This window comes from Zoogloea sp. (genome assembly GCF_028689785.1).
Lineage (GTDB): Bacteria > Pseudomonadota > Gammaproteobacteria > Burkholderiales > Rhodocyclaceae > Zoogloea.
In genome coordinates, this window is sequence record NZ_JAQVCN010000001.1 from 178,897 (window position 1) to 193,490 (window position 14,594).

At 64.6% G+C, this 14,594-nt stretch carries 13 protein-coding genes; 6 read left to right on the forward strand and 7 right to left on the reverse strand.

Annotated features, from left to right (window positions below):
* Positions 1-7: 7 nt before the first annotated feature.
* On the reverse strand, positions 8-1,321 hold the full coding sequence (locus PHI64_RS00820; protein ID WP_299877102.1) for a carbohydrate porin: 1,314 nt from the start codon (positions 1,319-1,321) through the stop codon (positions 8-10).
* Between the two features lie 402 nt (positions 1,322-1,723).
* Here PHI64_RS00820 and PHI64_RS00825 point away from each other — a divergent pair, with 402 nt between their 5' ends.
* Together PHI64_RS00825 and map are read left to right on the forward strand one after the other, a co-directional pair.
* Positions 1,724-1,954, forward strand: a complete 231-nt coding sequence (locus tag PHI64_RS00825) for a ParD-like family protein (RefSeq protein WP_299877104.1) — start codon at positions 1,724-1,726, stop codon at positions 1,952-1,954.
* Positions 1,951-2,787, forward strand: a complete 837-nt coding sequence (map, locus tag PHI64_RS00830; RefSeq protein ID WP_299877107.1) for a type I methionyl aminopeptidase — start codon at positions 1,951-1,953, stop codon at positions 2,785-2,787. Before PHI64_RS00825 ends, map begins: the two co-directional genes overlap by 4 nt.
* A gap of 194 nt (positions 2,788-2,981) precedes the next feature.
* Here the strand turns inward: map and PHI64_RS00835 are convergent, their stop codons facing one another.
* The 3 genes from PHI64_RS00835 to PHI64_RS00845 form a co-directional block, all read right to left on the reverse strand.
* Positions 2,982-3,965, reverse strand: a complete 984-nt coding sequence (locus PHI64_RS00835) for an MDR family oxidoreductase (RefSeq protein ID WP_299877110.1) — start codon at positions 3,963-3,965, stop codon at positions 2,982-2,984.
* Positions 3,966-4,015: 50 nt separating this feature from the next.
* Positions 4,016-4,654: a TetR/AcrR family transcriptional regulator gene (locus PHI64_RS00840; RefSeq protein WP_299877113.1), complete on the reverse strand. Its 639-nt coding sequence runs from the start codon at positions 4,652-4,654 to the stop codon at positions 4,016-4,018.
* Between the two features lie 216 nt (positions 4,655-4,870).
* Complete coding sequence (locus tag PHI64_RS00845; protein ID WP_299877116.1) at positions 4,871-5,647, reverse strand: helix-turn-helix transcriptional regulator; 777 nt, start codon at positions 5,645-5,647, stop codon at positions 4,871-4,873.
* A 47-nt stretch (positions 5,648-5,694) separates the two neighbouring features.
* Between PHI64_RS00845 and PHI64_RS00850 the strand changes: the two genes are divergently transcribed.
* Positions 5,695-6,762 carry a bile acid:sodium symporter family protein gene (locus PHI64_RS00850; RefSeq protein WP_299877119.1) on the forward strand — a complete coding sequence of 356 codons (1,068 nt, stop codon included), beginning with the start codon at positions 5,695-5,697 and terminating at the stop codon, positions 6,760-6,762.
* A gap of 61 nt (positions 6,763-6,823) precedes the next feature.
* Here PHI64_RS00850 and PHI64_RS00855 read toward each other — a convergent pair whose 3' ends face one another.
* Entirely contained in the window at positions 6,824-7,738 is a 915-nt protein-coding gene (locus PHI64_RS00855) for a LysR family transcriptional regulator (RefSeq protein ID WP_299877122.1), read from the reverse strand.
* A 102-nt stretch (positions 7,739-7,840) separates the two neighbouring features.
* Between PHI64_RS00855 and PHI64_RS00860 the strand changes: the two genes are divergently transcribed.
* The 3 genes from PHI64_RS00860 (at position 7,841) to PHI64_RS00870 (ending at position 9,742) form a co-directional block, all read left to right on the forward strand.
* The gene (locus tag PHI64_RS00860) at positions 7,841-8,620 is read left to right on the forward strand and encodes a sulfite exporter TauE/SafE family protein (RefSeq protein ID WP_299877125.1); all 780 of its coding nucleotides are present in this window, start codon (positions 7,841-7,843) and stop codon (positions 8,618-8,620) included.
* A 150-nt stretch (positions 8,621-8,770) separates the two neighbouring features.
* On the forward strand, positions 8,771-9,193 hold the full coding sequence (locus tag PHI64_RS00865; RefSeq protein ID WP_299877128.1) for an Ivy family c-type lysozyme inhibitor: 423 nt from the start codon (positions 8,771-8,773) through the stop codon (positions 9,191-9,193).
* A gap of 141 nt (positions 9,194-9,334) precedes the next feature.
* The gene (locus tag PHI64_RS00870; protein WP_299877131.1) at positions 9,335-9,742 is read left to right on the forward strand and encodes a hypothetical protein; all 408 of its coding nucleotides are present in this window, start codon (positions 9,335-9,337) and stop codon (positions 9,740-9,742) included.
* 97 nt (positions 9,743-9,839) lie between these two features.
* Here the strand turns inward: PHI64_RS00870 and PHI64_RS00875 are convergent, their stop codons facing one another.
* The gene (locus tag PHI64_RS00875; RefSeq protein WP_299877133.1) at positions 9,840-11,279 is read right to left on the reverse strand and encodes an efflux transporter outer membrane subunit; all 1,440 of its coding nucleotides are present in this window, start codon (positions 11,277-11,279) and stop codon (positions 9,840-9,842) included.
* A gap of 79 nt (positions 11,280-11,358) precedes the next feature.
* Complete coding sequence (locus PHI64_RS00880; protein WP_299877135.1) at positions 11,359-14,430, reverse strand: multidrug efflux RND transporter permease subunit; 3,072 nt, start codon at positions 14,428-14,430, stop codon at positions 11,359-11,361.
* Between the last annotated feature and the right edge of the window lie 164 nt (positions 14,431-14,594).

Here is a 14,594-nt window from a genome sequence, read left to right on the forward strand (position 1 = left end):
CCGATGCTCAAAACTCGGCGTGCAGTCGCATGGCAAAAAAGTTTGCCGGCCCGCGGGCCGCGTTGTACGCGGGGTTCCACATCCGCTGGTAGTCGGCGCTCAGGAAGGTGTTCTTCCAGACGCTGAGGCTGTAATAGGTCTCAAACAGTTGCTCGGGCTTGTAGTCGAGGGCCCCGTCACCGATGAAGAATGAGATTCCGCCGGCTTCCAGATACTTGCATCGGTCTGACGACAAGGTGTTGTGCGCGAGGCCGACGCCAAGGGTATCCATGCCCCGGCCCCATGCAGCCCCTTTCAGCGCAAAACCTGCGGCGATTGAGCCGTCTGTCTCGGTGAAGGCATAGGTCTCCGTCCGACCATCTGCCTTCATGGCGCGCAGAAAGAAACCCAGGTCGTCATTGATCGCCTGCTCGATGTTGATGCCTGCGCCGTACTTGATCTTCTCCCCGTTGCGCACCGCCAGGATGGCTTGACGATCGGCGTCAGGGTTGGCCTTCAGGTAGTCGAGCGCATCCTTGAAGGATGCCAGCACGGCCCGGTTGCGCCAGGCAAGCAGGCGAACCTTGCCGGGTTGTCCGAGCAGCATGTGGGCGTGCTCCAGTTCGATCTGATCGCCGTAGTGCTTGCTGATCTGGAAATCAGTGGGCAGCATGTTCGGCACCTTCGGCCCGGTCATGCGGCCAACACGAAGCACCCAGTCATCCTGGTACCACTCGGCCGCGTAGCCCCAGCCAAACCCTCGTGCATCCGCCGCATAGTCGAACGGCAAGGGGGCCATGAAACCGGCGTTCATGAAGTGAACGCGGGGGTCCTTGGCGTAGCGGTTGTCGTCGAAGATGTCCAGCGTCGAGAAGTTGCCGACCGTCACGACCACGCGATTCTTGTCGACGCTGCCTGCCATCTGATTCAGATCGGCTTCGACCGCCTCGTCACCGCCGCCCAGCCCCCATGTCTGGCGCAGGAACAGCCGCTGGCGATAGAGCTTGGGACGGTTGCCGGCCGTTCGTGTCAGCTCTCCGTTCGTGAAACCACCGCTACCGGACAATTCCGAGAACGGTATGCCCTGGGTGATCTCGGGGTTCAGATAGACCTCTCCGCCCTGCCACGTACGCATTCCAAGATAGGCCGTTGCCGTGGCGGTGTAGCTGATTTCCCTCGAAGCCTGGAGACTGTTCCGCCCGCTGTACGCCGCAGGCATGCCTGGCTTCGTCTGCCAGATATAGGTTCCCTGAAAGCGAGCGGTGTGGTCCTCGTAGTCGTCACTGGCCGAATGAGCGGGGACGCTCGTGCAAAAGGCGCCGAAGACCATGAGCAGACCCATGGTCACGGCAGGGTATGGTAGGCAAAAACGCATTCTTTTCCTCAAGGCAGAATCGGCCGGCCAGCCTTCGAGGGTCAATGAGAGGACGGGTCTGCGCAAACGCATGAGCAGACTCCGAAAACGGCCGCCTGGAGTGCGCTCCCCAGTGGGACGAAGCGATAACCGTCATTCAAGCAAGGGCCCACGAGGGGTCTCCGGGAAATGAAGATCCGCGGATTTTCGCAGTGCACCATACGACAGCAAGGTTACCAAATGACGACGATCATCTGGATTCATGAGTGCCACCCTTGCGGCAGGGGCATCTGTCGTCAGGGCGAGTTGATCCTGCCAGGGGCTCTGGATGCTTTCAACAACCAGGCGTAGTATACAAAACAGCTACAAATCATATACAAGGTACCTGCGATGGGAATCATCAAGATTTCAGACCCTATGCATGAAAACCTGCGCCTGACCAGCGCGGCCCTGAGCCGTTCGATCAATGCGCAGGCAGACCATTGGCTGCGTGTCGGCATGCTTTCGGAACTCAACCCCAACCTTCGCTACGATGAAATCTGTCGCCTGCTTATCCAGGCCGAGCACCAGGCACATGAGGATAGCGGCCTGCCCGATTCACTGTCGGAGAAGGTGGCATGACTGGCACCAAAGCAACGCCCCTCCGCTCCGAGGCAGAGTTGGCCATGGCTCGGCGTGCCGGCAAACTGGCCGCCGATATCTTGTCCATGCTTGCCGAACACGTTAAGCCAGGCGTCACGACCAATGAACTGGACAAGCTATGCCATGACTACATCGTCAATGTGCAACGCGCAATTCCGGCCAACGTCGGCTACCACGGCTATCCCAAGACGATTTGCGCGTCGGTCAATCACGTTGTTTGCCATGGAATACCTTCCGACCGGAAGCTGAAGAATGGCGACATCGTCAACATCGACGTCGCCATCATCAAGGATGGCTGGTTTGGCGACACCAGCCGCATGTACTTCGTTGGAGAACCGGGCATTCTGGCAAAACGGCTGGTTCGTACGACCTATGAGGCGATGCGGGCAGGCATCGAGCAAGTGCGCCCGGGCGCCACCCTGGGCGATGTCGGCCACGCGATCCAGACTGTTGCCCATCGCGAAGGATTCAGCGTTGTTCGCGAGTACGGTGGCCATGGAATCGGAACGGTATATCACGATGAACTGCATGTTCTGCACTTCGGAAAACCTGGCACAGGCTTGAGACTTGAGGCAGGCATGGTGTTCACCATCGAACCGATGCTCAACGCCGGAAAAGCCGACATCAAGCATCTGCCAGATGGCTGGACTGTCGTCACCAAGGATCGGTCGCTCTCGGCCCAGTGGGAGCACATGGTGGCGGTCACCAGAAACGGCTTCGAGGTGCTTACACCCTGGCCGGATGGCTATGGGGATTACGCCGCGATCACGTCGTTTCCCGAGGAACCAAGCACTGCCGGGGAGCAGAACTAGGCATGCTGCGATGTGGCGCGGCTTGGCCTGGCCGCTGACGTATTCAAATCGTTCCGGAGAACGACCTCGAAGTACGGACATACGTGGGCCGGTCGATGCCGAAACCCGCCGCTCAGCCTATTCACACAATTTGGCCTGCGCTGATCCTCAGCACATTTTCAAACTGCCTGGCTGCAACGGCGGGTCACCCGCCCTTAGCGATTGACGTCGACGATCACGCGGCCGCGAATTTCACCGTTGATGAGCTTCGCCGCTGTCGGAATGGCGTCAGCGAGTGAAATCTCGGTGCTGATCATCTCCAGCTTGGAAACATCGAGATCGATGCCCAGGCGACGCCAAGCCTCAAGGCGATCCGGGCGCGGACACATCACGCTGTCGATACCGGCCAGCGTCACGCCACGCAGGATGAACGGCGCCACCGTCGCCGGAAAATCCATCCCGCCGGCCAGCCCGCATGCGGTCACCACGCCGCGATACTTGGTGGTGGCGCAGATGTTTGCCAGGGTGTGGCTGCCGACGACATCGACCGCACCGGCCCAGCGTTCCTTGCCCAGCGGCTTGCCCGGCGACGAGAAATCCGCACGATTGAGCACTTCGCTGGCACCCAGACGTTTGAGGTAATCGGCCTCTTCGCTCCGTCCGCTGATGGCCACCACCGTATAACCGAGCTTCGTCAGGACCGCGGTTGCCACGCTGCCAACGCCACCGGCTGCGCCAGAAACGACGATTTCTCCGTGCTCCGGCTTCACTCCATGGCGCTCCAGCGCCAGTACGCACAGCATGGCGGTGTAGCCGGCGGTGCCGATCGCCATGGCCTGTTGCGGCGAAAACTGCCTGGGCAGCGGCACCAGCCAGTCGCCCTTGAGACGTGCCTTCTGGGCGAGACCACCCCAGTGTCCTTCGCCGACGCCCCAGCCGTTAAGCAGCACGCTGTCGCCCGCCTGGTAATCCGCGTGGGTGCTCGATTCGACGGTGCCAACCAGATCGATGCCCGGCACCATCGGAAAGCGTCGAACCACCGGCCCCTTGCCGGTGATGGCAAGACCGTCCTTGTAGTTGAGCGTCGAGTGACTGACGCGGACGGTGACGTCACCCTCGGGCAACTGCGCGTCGTCAATGTCCCGGAGGTTGGCGCGGTAGCCGGCGTCATCCTTCTCAATCAGAATGCCTTTGAACATGTTCAACTCCTTTACAATTTAGACCGATCGTCTATTAAACATTAAAAAAATCAGGCCAATTGCAGCCCGGTGAAAAATCCACGTGCAAAGATATCGAGCGGCTTGGCACTCCGTTCGAGTTTGGCGCGCAAGACCGCACCTTCCCAACCGATCCAGAAAAAGCTGGCTTGTTGCGTGCAATCCACCGCGGCAGGAATCTGGCCAAGTTGTTGCGCTGCTTCGAGACAACGCGCCAGGCGGCGCTCCCAATCGTCAAACACGGCGTTGAGACGCTCCCTGAAGTTATCAGGCAAGGCTGCCATCTCCTGGCCGAGATTGCCGATCAGGCAGCCGCGGCGGAAATCGTGCCGCGCCATTCCGGCCTGTGCGTCGTCCACAAACGCCCTCAGGCGATCGAGCGGTGTCATTGATTCGTCAATGAAATGGCGCTCCAGCTTGCGCGCAAAGTAGCTCGCGTAACGATCAATCAGCGCAGCCCCAAAAGCTTCCTTGCTATCGAAGTAGTGATAGAAGGACCCCTTCGGCACACCGACCCGCTTGAGCACTTCGTCAATGCCCGTCGCCGCAAACCCCTTTTCGGTGAGCACCTCCAGTCCGGCGCGAACCAGTAGCTCCCGAGTGTCGAGCGTGCCTTCGGGCCGCTTTGGAGGGCGGCCACGCTTGCGGGGAGGGGAATGCTGTAGTTCCATGGGCACATATTAGACCGACCGTCTCATTTAATGCAAGCCCCCTCTGTCATCGTGGCTCCAAGGCGAGAAGACAGTCGCGGTCATCTCGGAACCAACCCTTGTAAACAACGAGACTCGAACAGCAGCAACGAGGCGAAACACGACGATTGCAATTATCCTAAATTATCGCTAAAGCAATAATTTATCGAGATTACGATAAAAGCCAATAAACAAGGCTCACCCTCCGCGCAGGCCCCCGGGCGTCACGCCAAACAGCCCCCGAAACGCCGCGATAAACGCCGATGGCGATTCATAGCCATGGGCCATGGCGACCTCGGTGACGCCCACGCCGGCCTGCAGGGCGTCGAGGGACAGCACCAGACGCAGGCGCTGGCGCCATAGGCCAAAGCCGAGCCCGGTCTCTTTAACGAAGAGGCGGGCCAGGGTGCGTTCGGATGCGCCGACGTGCCTGGCCCAGTCGTTCAGGCTGCGGGGGTCGGCGGGGCCTTCCTGGAGGGCGTTGCAGATGGCAACGAGGCGGCGGTCCTTGGGCAGGGGCAGGCGGAAGCCGCCCCGACGCAGCACGGCCAGCTCATCCAGCAGCACTGCCACAAGGCGACCGGCGGGGCCCTGCTGGTCGTATTCCACGGGCAGCTCGCCGACGCGCTGGACCAGCTCGGCGGCCAGGGGGCTCATCTCCATCACACAGCATTCGTCTGGCAGGGCGGAGGCCACCTCGGGGGCCACATACAGGCTGCGCATCTCGGCGCGGCCGCGGTTGAGCACCTGGTGGGGTACGCCGGGGGGGACCCACACCGCAAAGTGCGGCGGGGCCACGTAGTCGCCCATGGCGGTGCGCACCCCCAGCACGCCGCTGCTGGCGTAGGAAAACTGGCACCACGGGTGGGTGTGCTCTTCGGTCCACGATCCGGGCGCGAGGGCTTCGTGCCGGCTGAAGAGAGGGCGCGGCAGGCTCGTCATGGCCGGCACGAGGCGTTGCTTGGGCTGCATCATGGTCGTTTTTGTCTGTCTGACGGTATCAAGTGGCGATATGTCGATAGATGGACAGAGCGACTGCCCCTAAAGTTGCCGGCATCGATCACAGCCTTATCGTCATCATGGCCCACCCATCACCCTCCCCTTCGGTTTTTCGGCGCAGCCTGGGCTGGCTGCACAAGGAGTGGTTTCTGGTGGGCATGCTGGCGGCGGTGGCCCTGGCCACCCTGCAGCCCGACCTGGGGCGCAGCGGCGGCCTGCTGCATGCCGAGCTTGTCACCAAGCTGGGCATCGCCATCGTGTTCTTTCTGCATGGGCTGGGGCTGTCATTTGCCAGCCTGCGCCAGGGGGTGCTCAGCTGGCGCGTGCACCTGGTGGTGCAGGCCATGACTTTTGCGGTGTTTCCGGTCACCTGGCTGGCCGCCGATGCGCTGGTGGGGCGCTGGCTGCCCCCCGACCTGGCCCTGGGTTTCTGCTACCTGTGCGCCCTGCCCTCCACCATCTCGTCATCGGTGGCGCTTACCGGCCTGGCCCGGGGCAATGTGCCGGCGGCGATTTTCAACGCCACCCTGTCCAGCGTGCTGGGGATTGTCATCACGCCACTGCTGGTAGGCCTGCTGGCCCGGGTGGACGGGCAAAGCCTGCCCTTCATGGAGACGGTGATAGGCATCGCCCAGCTGCTGCTCCTGCCCCTGGTGCTGGGCCAGTTGGCGCGGCCTCTGCTCCATGCCTGGCACCACCGCCACAAGCGCCTCACCACCCTGCTCGACCGCTGGGTGATCTTGCTGCTGGTGTATTCGGCCTTCTGCGATTCGGTGGCGGGCGGCCTGTGGCGCGACAATGGCGTGGGCACGCTGCTTGAAGCAGCGGTGGGGGCTGGCGTGCTGCTGGTGCTGGTGCTGGCCCTTTCAACCTGGATGGCGCGCCGCCTGGGCTTCAGCACCGAAGACGAGATCACCGCCGTGTTCTGCGGCTCCAAGAAGACCCTGGCCTCGGGCGTGCCCATGGCCAAGCTGCTGTTCGGCGCCAACCCGGCCATCGGGCTGATCATGCTGCCCATCATGTTCTATCACCAGATCCAGCTGTTTGTATGCGCGCTGCTGGCCAACCGCTACGCCCGACGGCGGGATTGACCCCACCGGGGGCGTGGGGCCCTTCTTGAGCGGCGGAGGGAGTTCGAGCTGCTGACAGGGCTCAGGCGGCCGCGTTCATGCCGGTCTGCTCAAACCACTCCTCCAGAAACTCCACGCATACCTTGACCTTGGCGGACACCGACAGGCGGGAGGGGTACACGGCCCACACGTCGGCCTGCTGGTAGTAGGCAGGGAGCACGGGCACCAGAAGGCCGGATTCGATCTCGCGGGAGACGTCCCAGGTGGAGCGCAGGATGATGCCGTGACCATCAAGGGCCCACTGACGGACGATCTCGCCGTTGTTGGCCGACAGGGGGCCGCTCACCTTGATGGAGGTGAGGCCCTCGGGGCCGGCGAGCTCCCAGCGGCCGAAGTCCTGATCACGCTCGCGGATGGGGATGCAGCGGTGGGCCTTGAGGTCATCCAGGGCGCCCGGCGTGCCAAAGCGTGCCAGATAGGCCGGTGAGGCGCACAGCACGCGGCGGTTGCGGGCGATGCGGCGGACAATGACATTGCTCTCGTGGACCCGGCCGATGCGGATGTCGAGCTGGAAGCCCTCCTCCACCAGGTCCACCAGCCGGTCGAAGAGCTCCACCTGGATCTCCAGCTGGGGATAGCGGATGGCCAGGGCCGACAGGGCCGGAGCCAGCCGGCTGCGGCCAAAGCCGGTACTGCTGCAGATGCGCAGCAGCCCGCTGGGAGCAGCCTTCTCCCGGGAGATGGCCTCCCCCATCAGGTCTACGTCCTCGAGAATGCGCTGGGCCCACTGGGACACGATCTCGCCCTGGGCGGTGAGGGACACGCTGCGGGTGGTGCGGTGAAACAGGCGCTCGTGCACGGCGGCCTCAAGCAGGGCGATGCGCTTGCTCACCACCGCCCTGGAAACCCCGAGCTCCCGGGCTGTTTCGGTAAAGCTGCAGTGCCGGGCCACCACGCAGAAGAGGCGCAAGTCATCCAGCAGGGGATTAATGTTCACGATTCGTGTTCACGGAACTCACATTAGGGTAGATTGTAAATATTTTTCGACACCTTAAGCTGGCCAGACCTGTATCAATCCCCAATGTCGGAGCGCTGCCCCATGCCCCCCATCACTTTCTCTGATCTTGCGCCCATGCTGGTGCTGGGCGCGGCCCTGGGGCTGTTCGGCGGCGTCTTCGGCATCGGCGGCGGCATCATCGCCATTCCCGTCTTCGTGCTCGGCTACGGCATGGATCAACCCCTCGCCCAGGGCACCGCACTGGTGATGATGGTGCCCAATCTGCTGGTGGGCTGGTGGCGTTATGCCCAGCACCATCCGGTACCGGCACACCGTGCCATCGCCATCGGGGTCATCGCCTGCGTCACCACCTGGTTCATGGCACGCTTCGCCAATGCCATTTCTCCCAAGCTGCTGCGCCTGGCATTCAGTCTCTTTCTGTTGGGCATGGCGGTGCAGATGCTGGTGCAATTGCGTCGGTTTCAGCCCCAGGCGGACTCCCCGGAACGCCTGGACCCGCGTCTGGTACCTCTGGTCGGGCTGGTCGGTGGAAGCAGCATGGGCTTGCTCGGGATCGGCGGGGGGCTGCTCGCCACGCCAATCCTCACTGGCCTCTTCGGCCTGCGCCAGACCGTCGCACAAGCCTTCTCGCTGGCCTTGGTGGCGCCCAGCTCCGTCGTCGCGCTACTCACCTACTCAGGCGCCCAACGGGTGAACTGGGCCATGGGCCTGCCCATGGCAGCCAGTGGCCTTCTCACCGTATCGGCCGGCGTTGCCCTGGCTCATCGCCTGCCCGAGCGCAGGATGCGCCAGGCCTTTGCGTGGATGCTCTTTTCGACCGCTCTCTGGCTGCTCCTTGAGCCCCTCGTGCATCGGTTCTGAATACCGGAGCATGTGTCGGTCCCGCGATATGCTCCCCTGCCCCGCAATAGTCAGGACCAGACTCCCGGAGACAGGATGACGCTCGGTTGCCCAAGATGCACCGGGCGTCGTAGCATCGGTTCGAATGCGCCCCTTCGCAGGAGAACAGAAATGAAGTTTCGCCCCGGCATGTTGTGCCCCACCGCCGTCTTGTGTGCGCTGGCCTGTCTTTCCGCCACGGCAAATGCGGAACAACCGTACTTGTTCGAGCTGCTGGGAAAACCAGCCTATTCCAAGTCCTGGAATACCCTGTTTGCAGGGGAAAGGGATGTCGACAGGTGGCTAGCCAGATACGCGAAGACAAAAAATGGCCCTGCTACGCCGGGAAAAAGCGTTCAACTGGGAGGAACCACCTACCAGATCAACATGGTCTGCAAGACCCACGAATGCGGGAGCAACCAGTTCTTCGTCTTGTTCTCTCAGGATGGGCGAAAGGCCTGGGGCCTCTTGCTCAAGGACGGGAATACAGAGCGCTTCTTTGGCCAACCGGACGACGAAAAGAAGGCGGCGCTACGGGCGGAAGCCCAGGAGTAAGGGCTGATTTTCCGCAGATCAGAAACACTCATAACCAGCCCTGATTCAATGTTCGAGCAGAGGGACACGAGAAATCACCCTGGCCGCACGGTTCAAGCACGCAACAGCCCCAAAACTCCCCGCCACCTGGAGAAACTGTTCATGAAAGCACCTTTGTTCGTCTATCTACCGATGGCACTAACCCTCATCTCGGCAGGTTGCGCAACAACCTCGGAAACAATGATCAAACAAGGGTTTCCGCCTGCATACGCGCAGGGCTTTGACGACGGATGCCACAGTGGGCACAAGGCCGGCGGCAACATGTTTGAGCAATTCAAAAAAGATGTTGTTCGCTTCGAGCAGGACAAAGCCTATGCGTCCGGCTGGTCTGACGCCTTTCGCCAGTGCGAATCGGAGCAGGAAAACGCAACGCGCCAGACGCGCATGGCAATTGAACAAGAGAACCTCCGACAACTGCGAGAGCAAAACAAGCTGAACCAGCAGCACGCACTCGAAAAGCAGGTGCTCAAGGGTGTGGATACGAGCGGCCTGCAAAGACTGAAGGAGTAAAAGGCTGTCCGGCACCCCAGACAGCTTCGTGAAATACCACAGCTTCAACAGTGCCAAAGCGGGGGCTTCCCACTCCAAGGCAGCCCGGCTGTCAGCGTCAACGCTCTCCAGCCCGCCAGTCGCCCCCCGCATTGCGGGCCAACTGCACTGCCGCCACCAAACGCCGGGAAGCCAGATCGTTGGCGCTGCGCTGGGCGCTCAGGTGGGCCGCCTGGGCTGTGAGCACATTGATGAAGCTCACGGTGCCGGCCTTGTACTGGTTGAGGGCGATGGTCTCGGCCTCGGCGGCGGCGGCCACGGCGGCGGCCTGCTCGACGGCGGCTTCGGCCAGCAGGCGGTCAGCGGCCAGGTTGTCCTCCACCTCCTGGAAGGCGCTCAGCACGGTCTGGCGGTAGGTGGCCACGGCCTGCTCCCAGCTGGCCTGGGCCTGGTTGACGGCGGCCTTGCGCGCGCCGGCGTCGAAGATCGAGGCGGCCAGGGTGGGGCCCAGGGACCAGTAGCGACTGGGCACGGTGAGCAGATCCTCGATCTGGGAGCGCCGGAAGCCCGCCGAGGCCGACAGGCCCAGCACCGGAAAGCGCGCCGCCTCGGCCGCGCCGATGGCCGCATTGGCGGCCGCCACCCTACGTTCGGCGGCGGCGATGTCGGGGCGACGCTCGAGCAGAGTGGACGGCAGGGTGCGGGGGCCCTGCACCACCGGCAGCGCACCGCCGGGCGGCAGGCTGAAGCTGGCCGGCGCCTGCCCGGTGAGCACCGCCAGGGCGTGCTCGTACTGGCTGCGGGACAGGCGGCTGTCCAGGGCCGAGGCACGGGCGCTGCGCAGCTGGCTCTCGGCCTGGGCCACATCGGCCTTGCTGGCCACGCCGGCGTTGTAGCGGTTGCGGGTCAGCTGGAAGGAGCGCTCATAGGCAGCGGCGGCGTCTTCCAGCAAGGCCTGCTGGCGCTCGGCGGCGCGCAGCTGAAAATAGGTCTGGGCCAGGGTGGCCTGGATGGACAGGCGGGCCGCGGCCAGATCGGCCTCGCTGGCCACCACCCGCGCATCCGCGGCCTCCACGGTACGGGCGATGCGCCCCCACACATCCAGCTCCCAGCTGGCAGTGGCGCCAAGGCTGAAGCTGTTGCGGGGCGGCGCGCTGCCTGCCGAGTCGGTGGCCGCCGAGGTGGCCGAGCGGGTGCCCCCCGCCGTGGCATTGACCGCCGGCAGCCACGACGCCCGGGCCGCATCCGCCAGGGCCACGGCCTGGCGGTACTGGGCTTCGGCGATGCGCAGATTCTGGTTGCTCACCTCGACCCGGGCCTGCAGGCCATCCAGCACCGGATCATTGAAGATCCGCCACCAGGCGCCCGGGTCGATCCGGTCGACCGGCTCGGCAGGCTTCCACTCCCCCGCCTCCTTGAACGTCGCCGGTACATCCAGCGGAGGGCGGACGTGATCGGGGCCGAGGGTGCAGGCGGCGAGGCTCAGGGCACAGAGCGCCGCAAACAGCGCAGTGACGACGGTAGGGGCGACTTCAGTCGCCCATGGACTTCGATCCAAGGCATTGCGGTGATCAACGTACGATGGGCGACTGAAGTCGCCCCTACAAGTCGCCCCTACGGGGACAGGGTGATTCCGCTCATTCATGGGCAGGCAGGCTCCGCTTGCGGCGCAACCGGTCGAGCATCACGAAGACGACCGGTGTGGTGTAGAGGGTGAGGATCTGGCTGAGGATCAGGCCGCCGACGATGGCGATGCCGAGGGGCTGGCGCAGCTCGGCGCCGTCGCCGCTGCCGATGGCCAGGGGGATCGCCCCGAACAGGGCCGCCAGGGTGGTCATGAGGATGGGCCGGAAGCGCAGCAGGCCGGCGTGGTGGATGGCGTCGCGGGCGTTCTCGCCCAGGTGGCGCATGCGCTCGATGGCCACGTCGATCATCATGATGGCGTTCTTCTTGACGATGCCGATGAGCAGGATCACCCCGATCATGGCGATCAGGCTGAACTCGGTGTCCCGGGCCATCAGCGCCAGCAGCGCCCCCACCCCGGCCGAGGGCAGGGTGGACAGGATGGTGATGGGGTGGATGAGGCTCTCGTAGAGCATGCCGAGCACGATGTAGATGGTGACGATGGCGGCCAGGATGAGCAGGGGCTGGCTGCTCATGGATTTCTGGAAGGCCCCCGCCGAGCCCTCGAAGCTGCTGCGGATGCCCACCGGCACGCCGATGTCGGCCAGGGCCTTGTTGATGGCCACGGTGGCTTCGCTGAGGGAGCGCCCCTCGGGCAGGGCAAAGCTGATGGTGGAGGCGGCCGAGCCGCCCTGGTGGCTCACCGACAGGGGCGCCAGGGTGGACTCGAAGCGCGCCACCGCGGCCAGGGGCACCCGGGCACCGTTGGCCGCCACCAGGTGGAGCCGGGCCAGGGACTCGGGCCCCTGGAGGAACTCGGGGGCCGCCTCCAGCACCACCCGGTACTGGTTGAGGGGGTTGTAGATGGTGGACACCTGGCGCTGGCCGTAGGCGTTGTTCAGGGCCGTGGTGGCGGCGCGCATGGTGATGCCGTGGCGCGCAAGGGCATCCCGGTCGAACACCACGCTGGTCTGGGGGCCCCGGTCCTGCTGGTCGCTGCTCACGTCGGTGATGGCATCGAGCCGGCTCAGGGCGTTGCGGATGCGCGGCTCCCAGACGCGCAGCTCCTCCAGGCTGTCGGACTGCAGGGTGAACTGGAAGCTGGAGTTGCCCGAGCGCCCGCCGATCCGGATGTCCTGGGTGGAGCTGAGGTAGAGGTTGGCGCCGGGCACCTTGGCGAGCTTCTTGCGCAGGCGGCCGATCACCGCCTCGGCCGGCTCCTTGCGCTCGGCGATGGGCTTGAGGGTGACAAACAGGGAGCCATAGTTGCGCTGGGAACCGCCGGTGAAGCCTGTCACCGTATCCACCGCCGGATCGGCCCCGACAATGGTCAGGAACTGGTCCATCTTCTCTTTCATGGCCTGGAAGGAGATAGCCTGATCGGCCTCGACAAAGCCGCGCAGGCGGCCCGTATCCTGCTGGGGAAAGAAGCCCTTGGGAATGGTCTGATAGAGATGAACGTTGAGCCCCACCGTGGCCAGCAGCACCAGCAGCACCAGCCAACGATGGTCCAGGGCCCAGCCCAGGCTGCGCCGGTAGGCCCCGGTAACGGCCTCCAGCCCGCGCCCCACGGCCCGGTCGACGCGCCCCCGCTCGGCTTCCGGCGGACGCGGGCGGAGCAGCCGGGCGCACATCATCGGCGTGGTGGTGAGGGACACCACCATGGACACCAGAATGGCCGCCGACAGCACCACCGCAAACTCCCGGAACAGCCGCCCGACGATGCCGCCCATGGCCAGGATGGGGATGAACACGGCGATCAGCGACAGGCTCATGGACAGCACCGTGAAGCCGATCTCCCGCGCCCCGCGCAGGGCCGCCTGACGGGGCGGCATGCCCTGGTCCACGTGGCGGGCGATGTTCTCCAGCACCACGATGGCGTCGTCCACCACAAAGCCGGTGGCGATGGTGAGGGCCATCAGGGACAGGTTGTCGAGGCTGAAGCCGGCCAGGTACATGATGGAGAAGGTGCCCACCAGGGACACCGGCACCACCACGCTGGGGATGAGGGTGGCGCGCCAGTTGCGCAGGAAGAGGAAGACCACCATCACCACCAGGGCCACCGAGATCACCAGGGTACGTTCCACCTCCCGCAGGGAGCCGCGGATGGTGGGGGTGCGGTCCATCACCACGTCCACATCCACCGCCGGGGAGACGTTGGCGCGCAGCAGGGGCAGCAGGGCCGTAACCCGGTCCACCGTCTCGATGATGTTGGCGCCGGGCTGGCGATTGACCATCAGCAGCACCGCCGGCCGGCCGTTGGCGTAGCCGTAGTTGCGGTCGTTCTCGACCCCGTCGCGCACCCGGGCCACATCGCCCAGGCGCACGGCGGCGCCGTTCTTCCAGGAGACGATCAGGGGCCGGTAGTCGGCCGCGCTGCGGGCCTGGTCGTTGGCCCCCACCTGCCAGGCGTTGGCGTCGCCCTCCACCACGCCCTTGGGGCGATTGACGTTGCTGGCGACGATGGCCGTGCGCACGTCGTCCAGGTTGAGCCCCACGGCGGCCAGCCGCTCGGGGGCCACCTCGACCCGCACCGCCGGCAGCGAGGCGCCGCCGATGGACACCTGCCCCACCCCGTCCACCTGGGCCAGGCGCTGGGCCAGCACGGTGGAGGCGGCATCGTAGAGCTGGCCCTGGCTGAGGGTGGCCGAGGTGAGCGCCAGGATGATGATGGGCGTCTCGGCGGGATTCACCTTGCGGTAGGTGGGGTTGTTGGGGAGGCTGGAGGGCAGCTGCCCCCGGGCGGCGTTGATGGCCGCCTGCACGTCCCGGGCGGCGCCGTCGATGTCCCGGGACAGGTCGAACTGGAGGGTCACCCGGGTGGAGCCCAGGGAGCTGCTGGAGGTCATCTCCGTGACCCCGGCGATCTGCCCGAGGATGCGCTCTAGCGGCCCGGCCACCGTCGCCGCCATCACCTCCGGGCTCGCCCCGGGCAGGTTGGCCGAGATGGAGATGGTGGGGTAATCCACCTGGGGCAAGGGCGACACCGGCAGCAGCCGGAAAGCGATCGCCCCCGCCAGCACCACGGCCAGGGTCAGCAGCGTGGTGGCCACCGGGCGGAAGATGAAGAGGCGCGAGAGGTTCATTGCACTACGCGGGCCCGGCCATCATTCCGGAGCGCGCCAAATTGCTTTGACCGCAGGGCTCCTGTAGGGGCGACTTCAGTCGCCCGCGGACGTCGATCAAGGGTATGCCTGTGATCGACGCGCGATGGGCGACTGAAGTCGCCCCTACATGTCGCGCCTGCGGG

Coding starts and splice junctions, on each gene's coding strand:
- PHI64_RS00820 (WP_299877102.1), bottom strand. CDS start 1,321: ATGGGTCTGCTCATGGTCTTCGGCGCCTTTTGCACGAGCGTCCCCGCT.
- PHI64_RS00825 (WP_299877104.1), top strand. CDS start 1,724: ATGGGAATCATCAAGATTTCAGACCCTATGCATGAAAACCTGCGCCTG.
- map (WP_299877107.1), top strand. CDS start 1,951: ATGACTGGCACCAAAGCAACGCCCCTCCGCTCCGAGGCAGAGTTGGCC.
- PHI64_RS00835 (WP_299877110.1), bottom strand. CDS start 3,965: ATGTTCAAAGGCATTCTGATTGAGAAGGATGACGCCGGCTACCGCGCC.
- PHI64_RS00840 (WP_299877113.1), bottom strand. CDS start 4,654: ATGGAACTACAGCATTCCCCTCCCCGCAAGCGTGGCCGCCCTCCAAAG.
- PHI64_RS00845 (WP_299877116.1), bottom strand. CDS start 5,647: ATGATGCAGCCCAAGCAACGCCTCGTGCCGGCCATGACGAGCCTGCCG.
- PHI64_RS00850 (WP_299877119.1), top strand. CDS start 5,695: ATGGACAGAGCGACTGCCCCTAAAGTTGCCGGCATCGATCACAGCCTT.
- PHI64_RS00860 (WP_299877125.1), top strand. CDS start 7,841: ATGCCCCCCATCACTTTCTCTGATCTTGCGCCCATGCTGGTGCTGGGC.
- PHI64_RS00865 (WP_299877128.1), top strand. CDS start 8,771: ATGAAGTTTCGCCCCGGCATGTTGTGCCCCACCGCCGTCTTGTGTGCG.
- PHI64_RS00870 (WP_299877131.1), top strand. CDS start 9,335: ATGAAAGCACCTTTGTTCGTCTATCTACCGATGGCACTAACCCTCATC.
- PHI64_RS00880 (WP_299877135.1), bottom strand. CDS start 14,430: ATGAACCTCTCGCGCCTCTTCATCTTCCGCCCGGTGGCCACCACGCTG.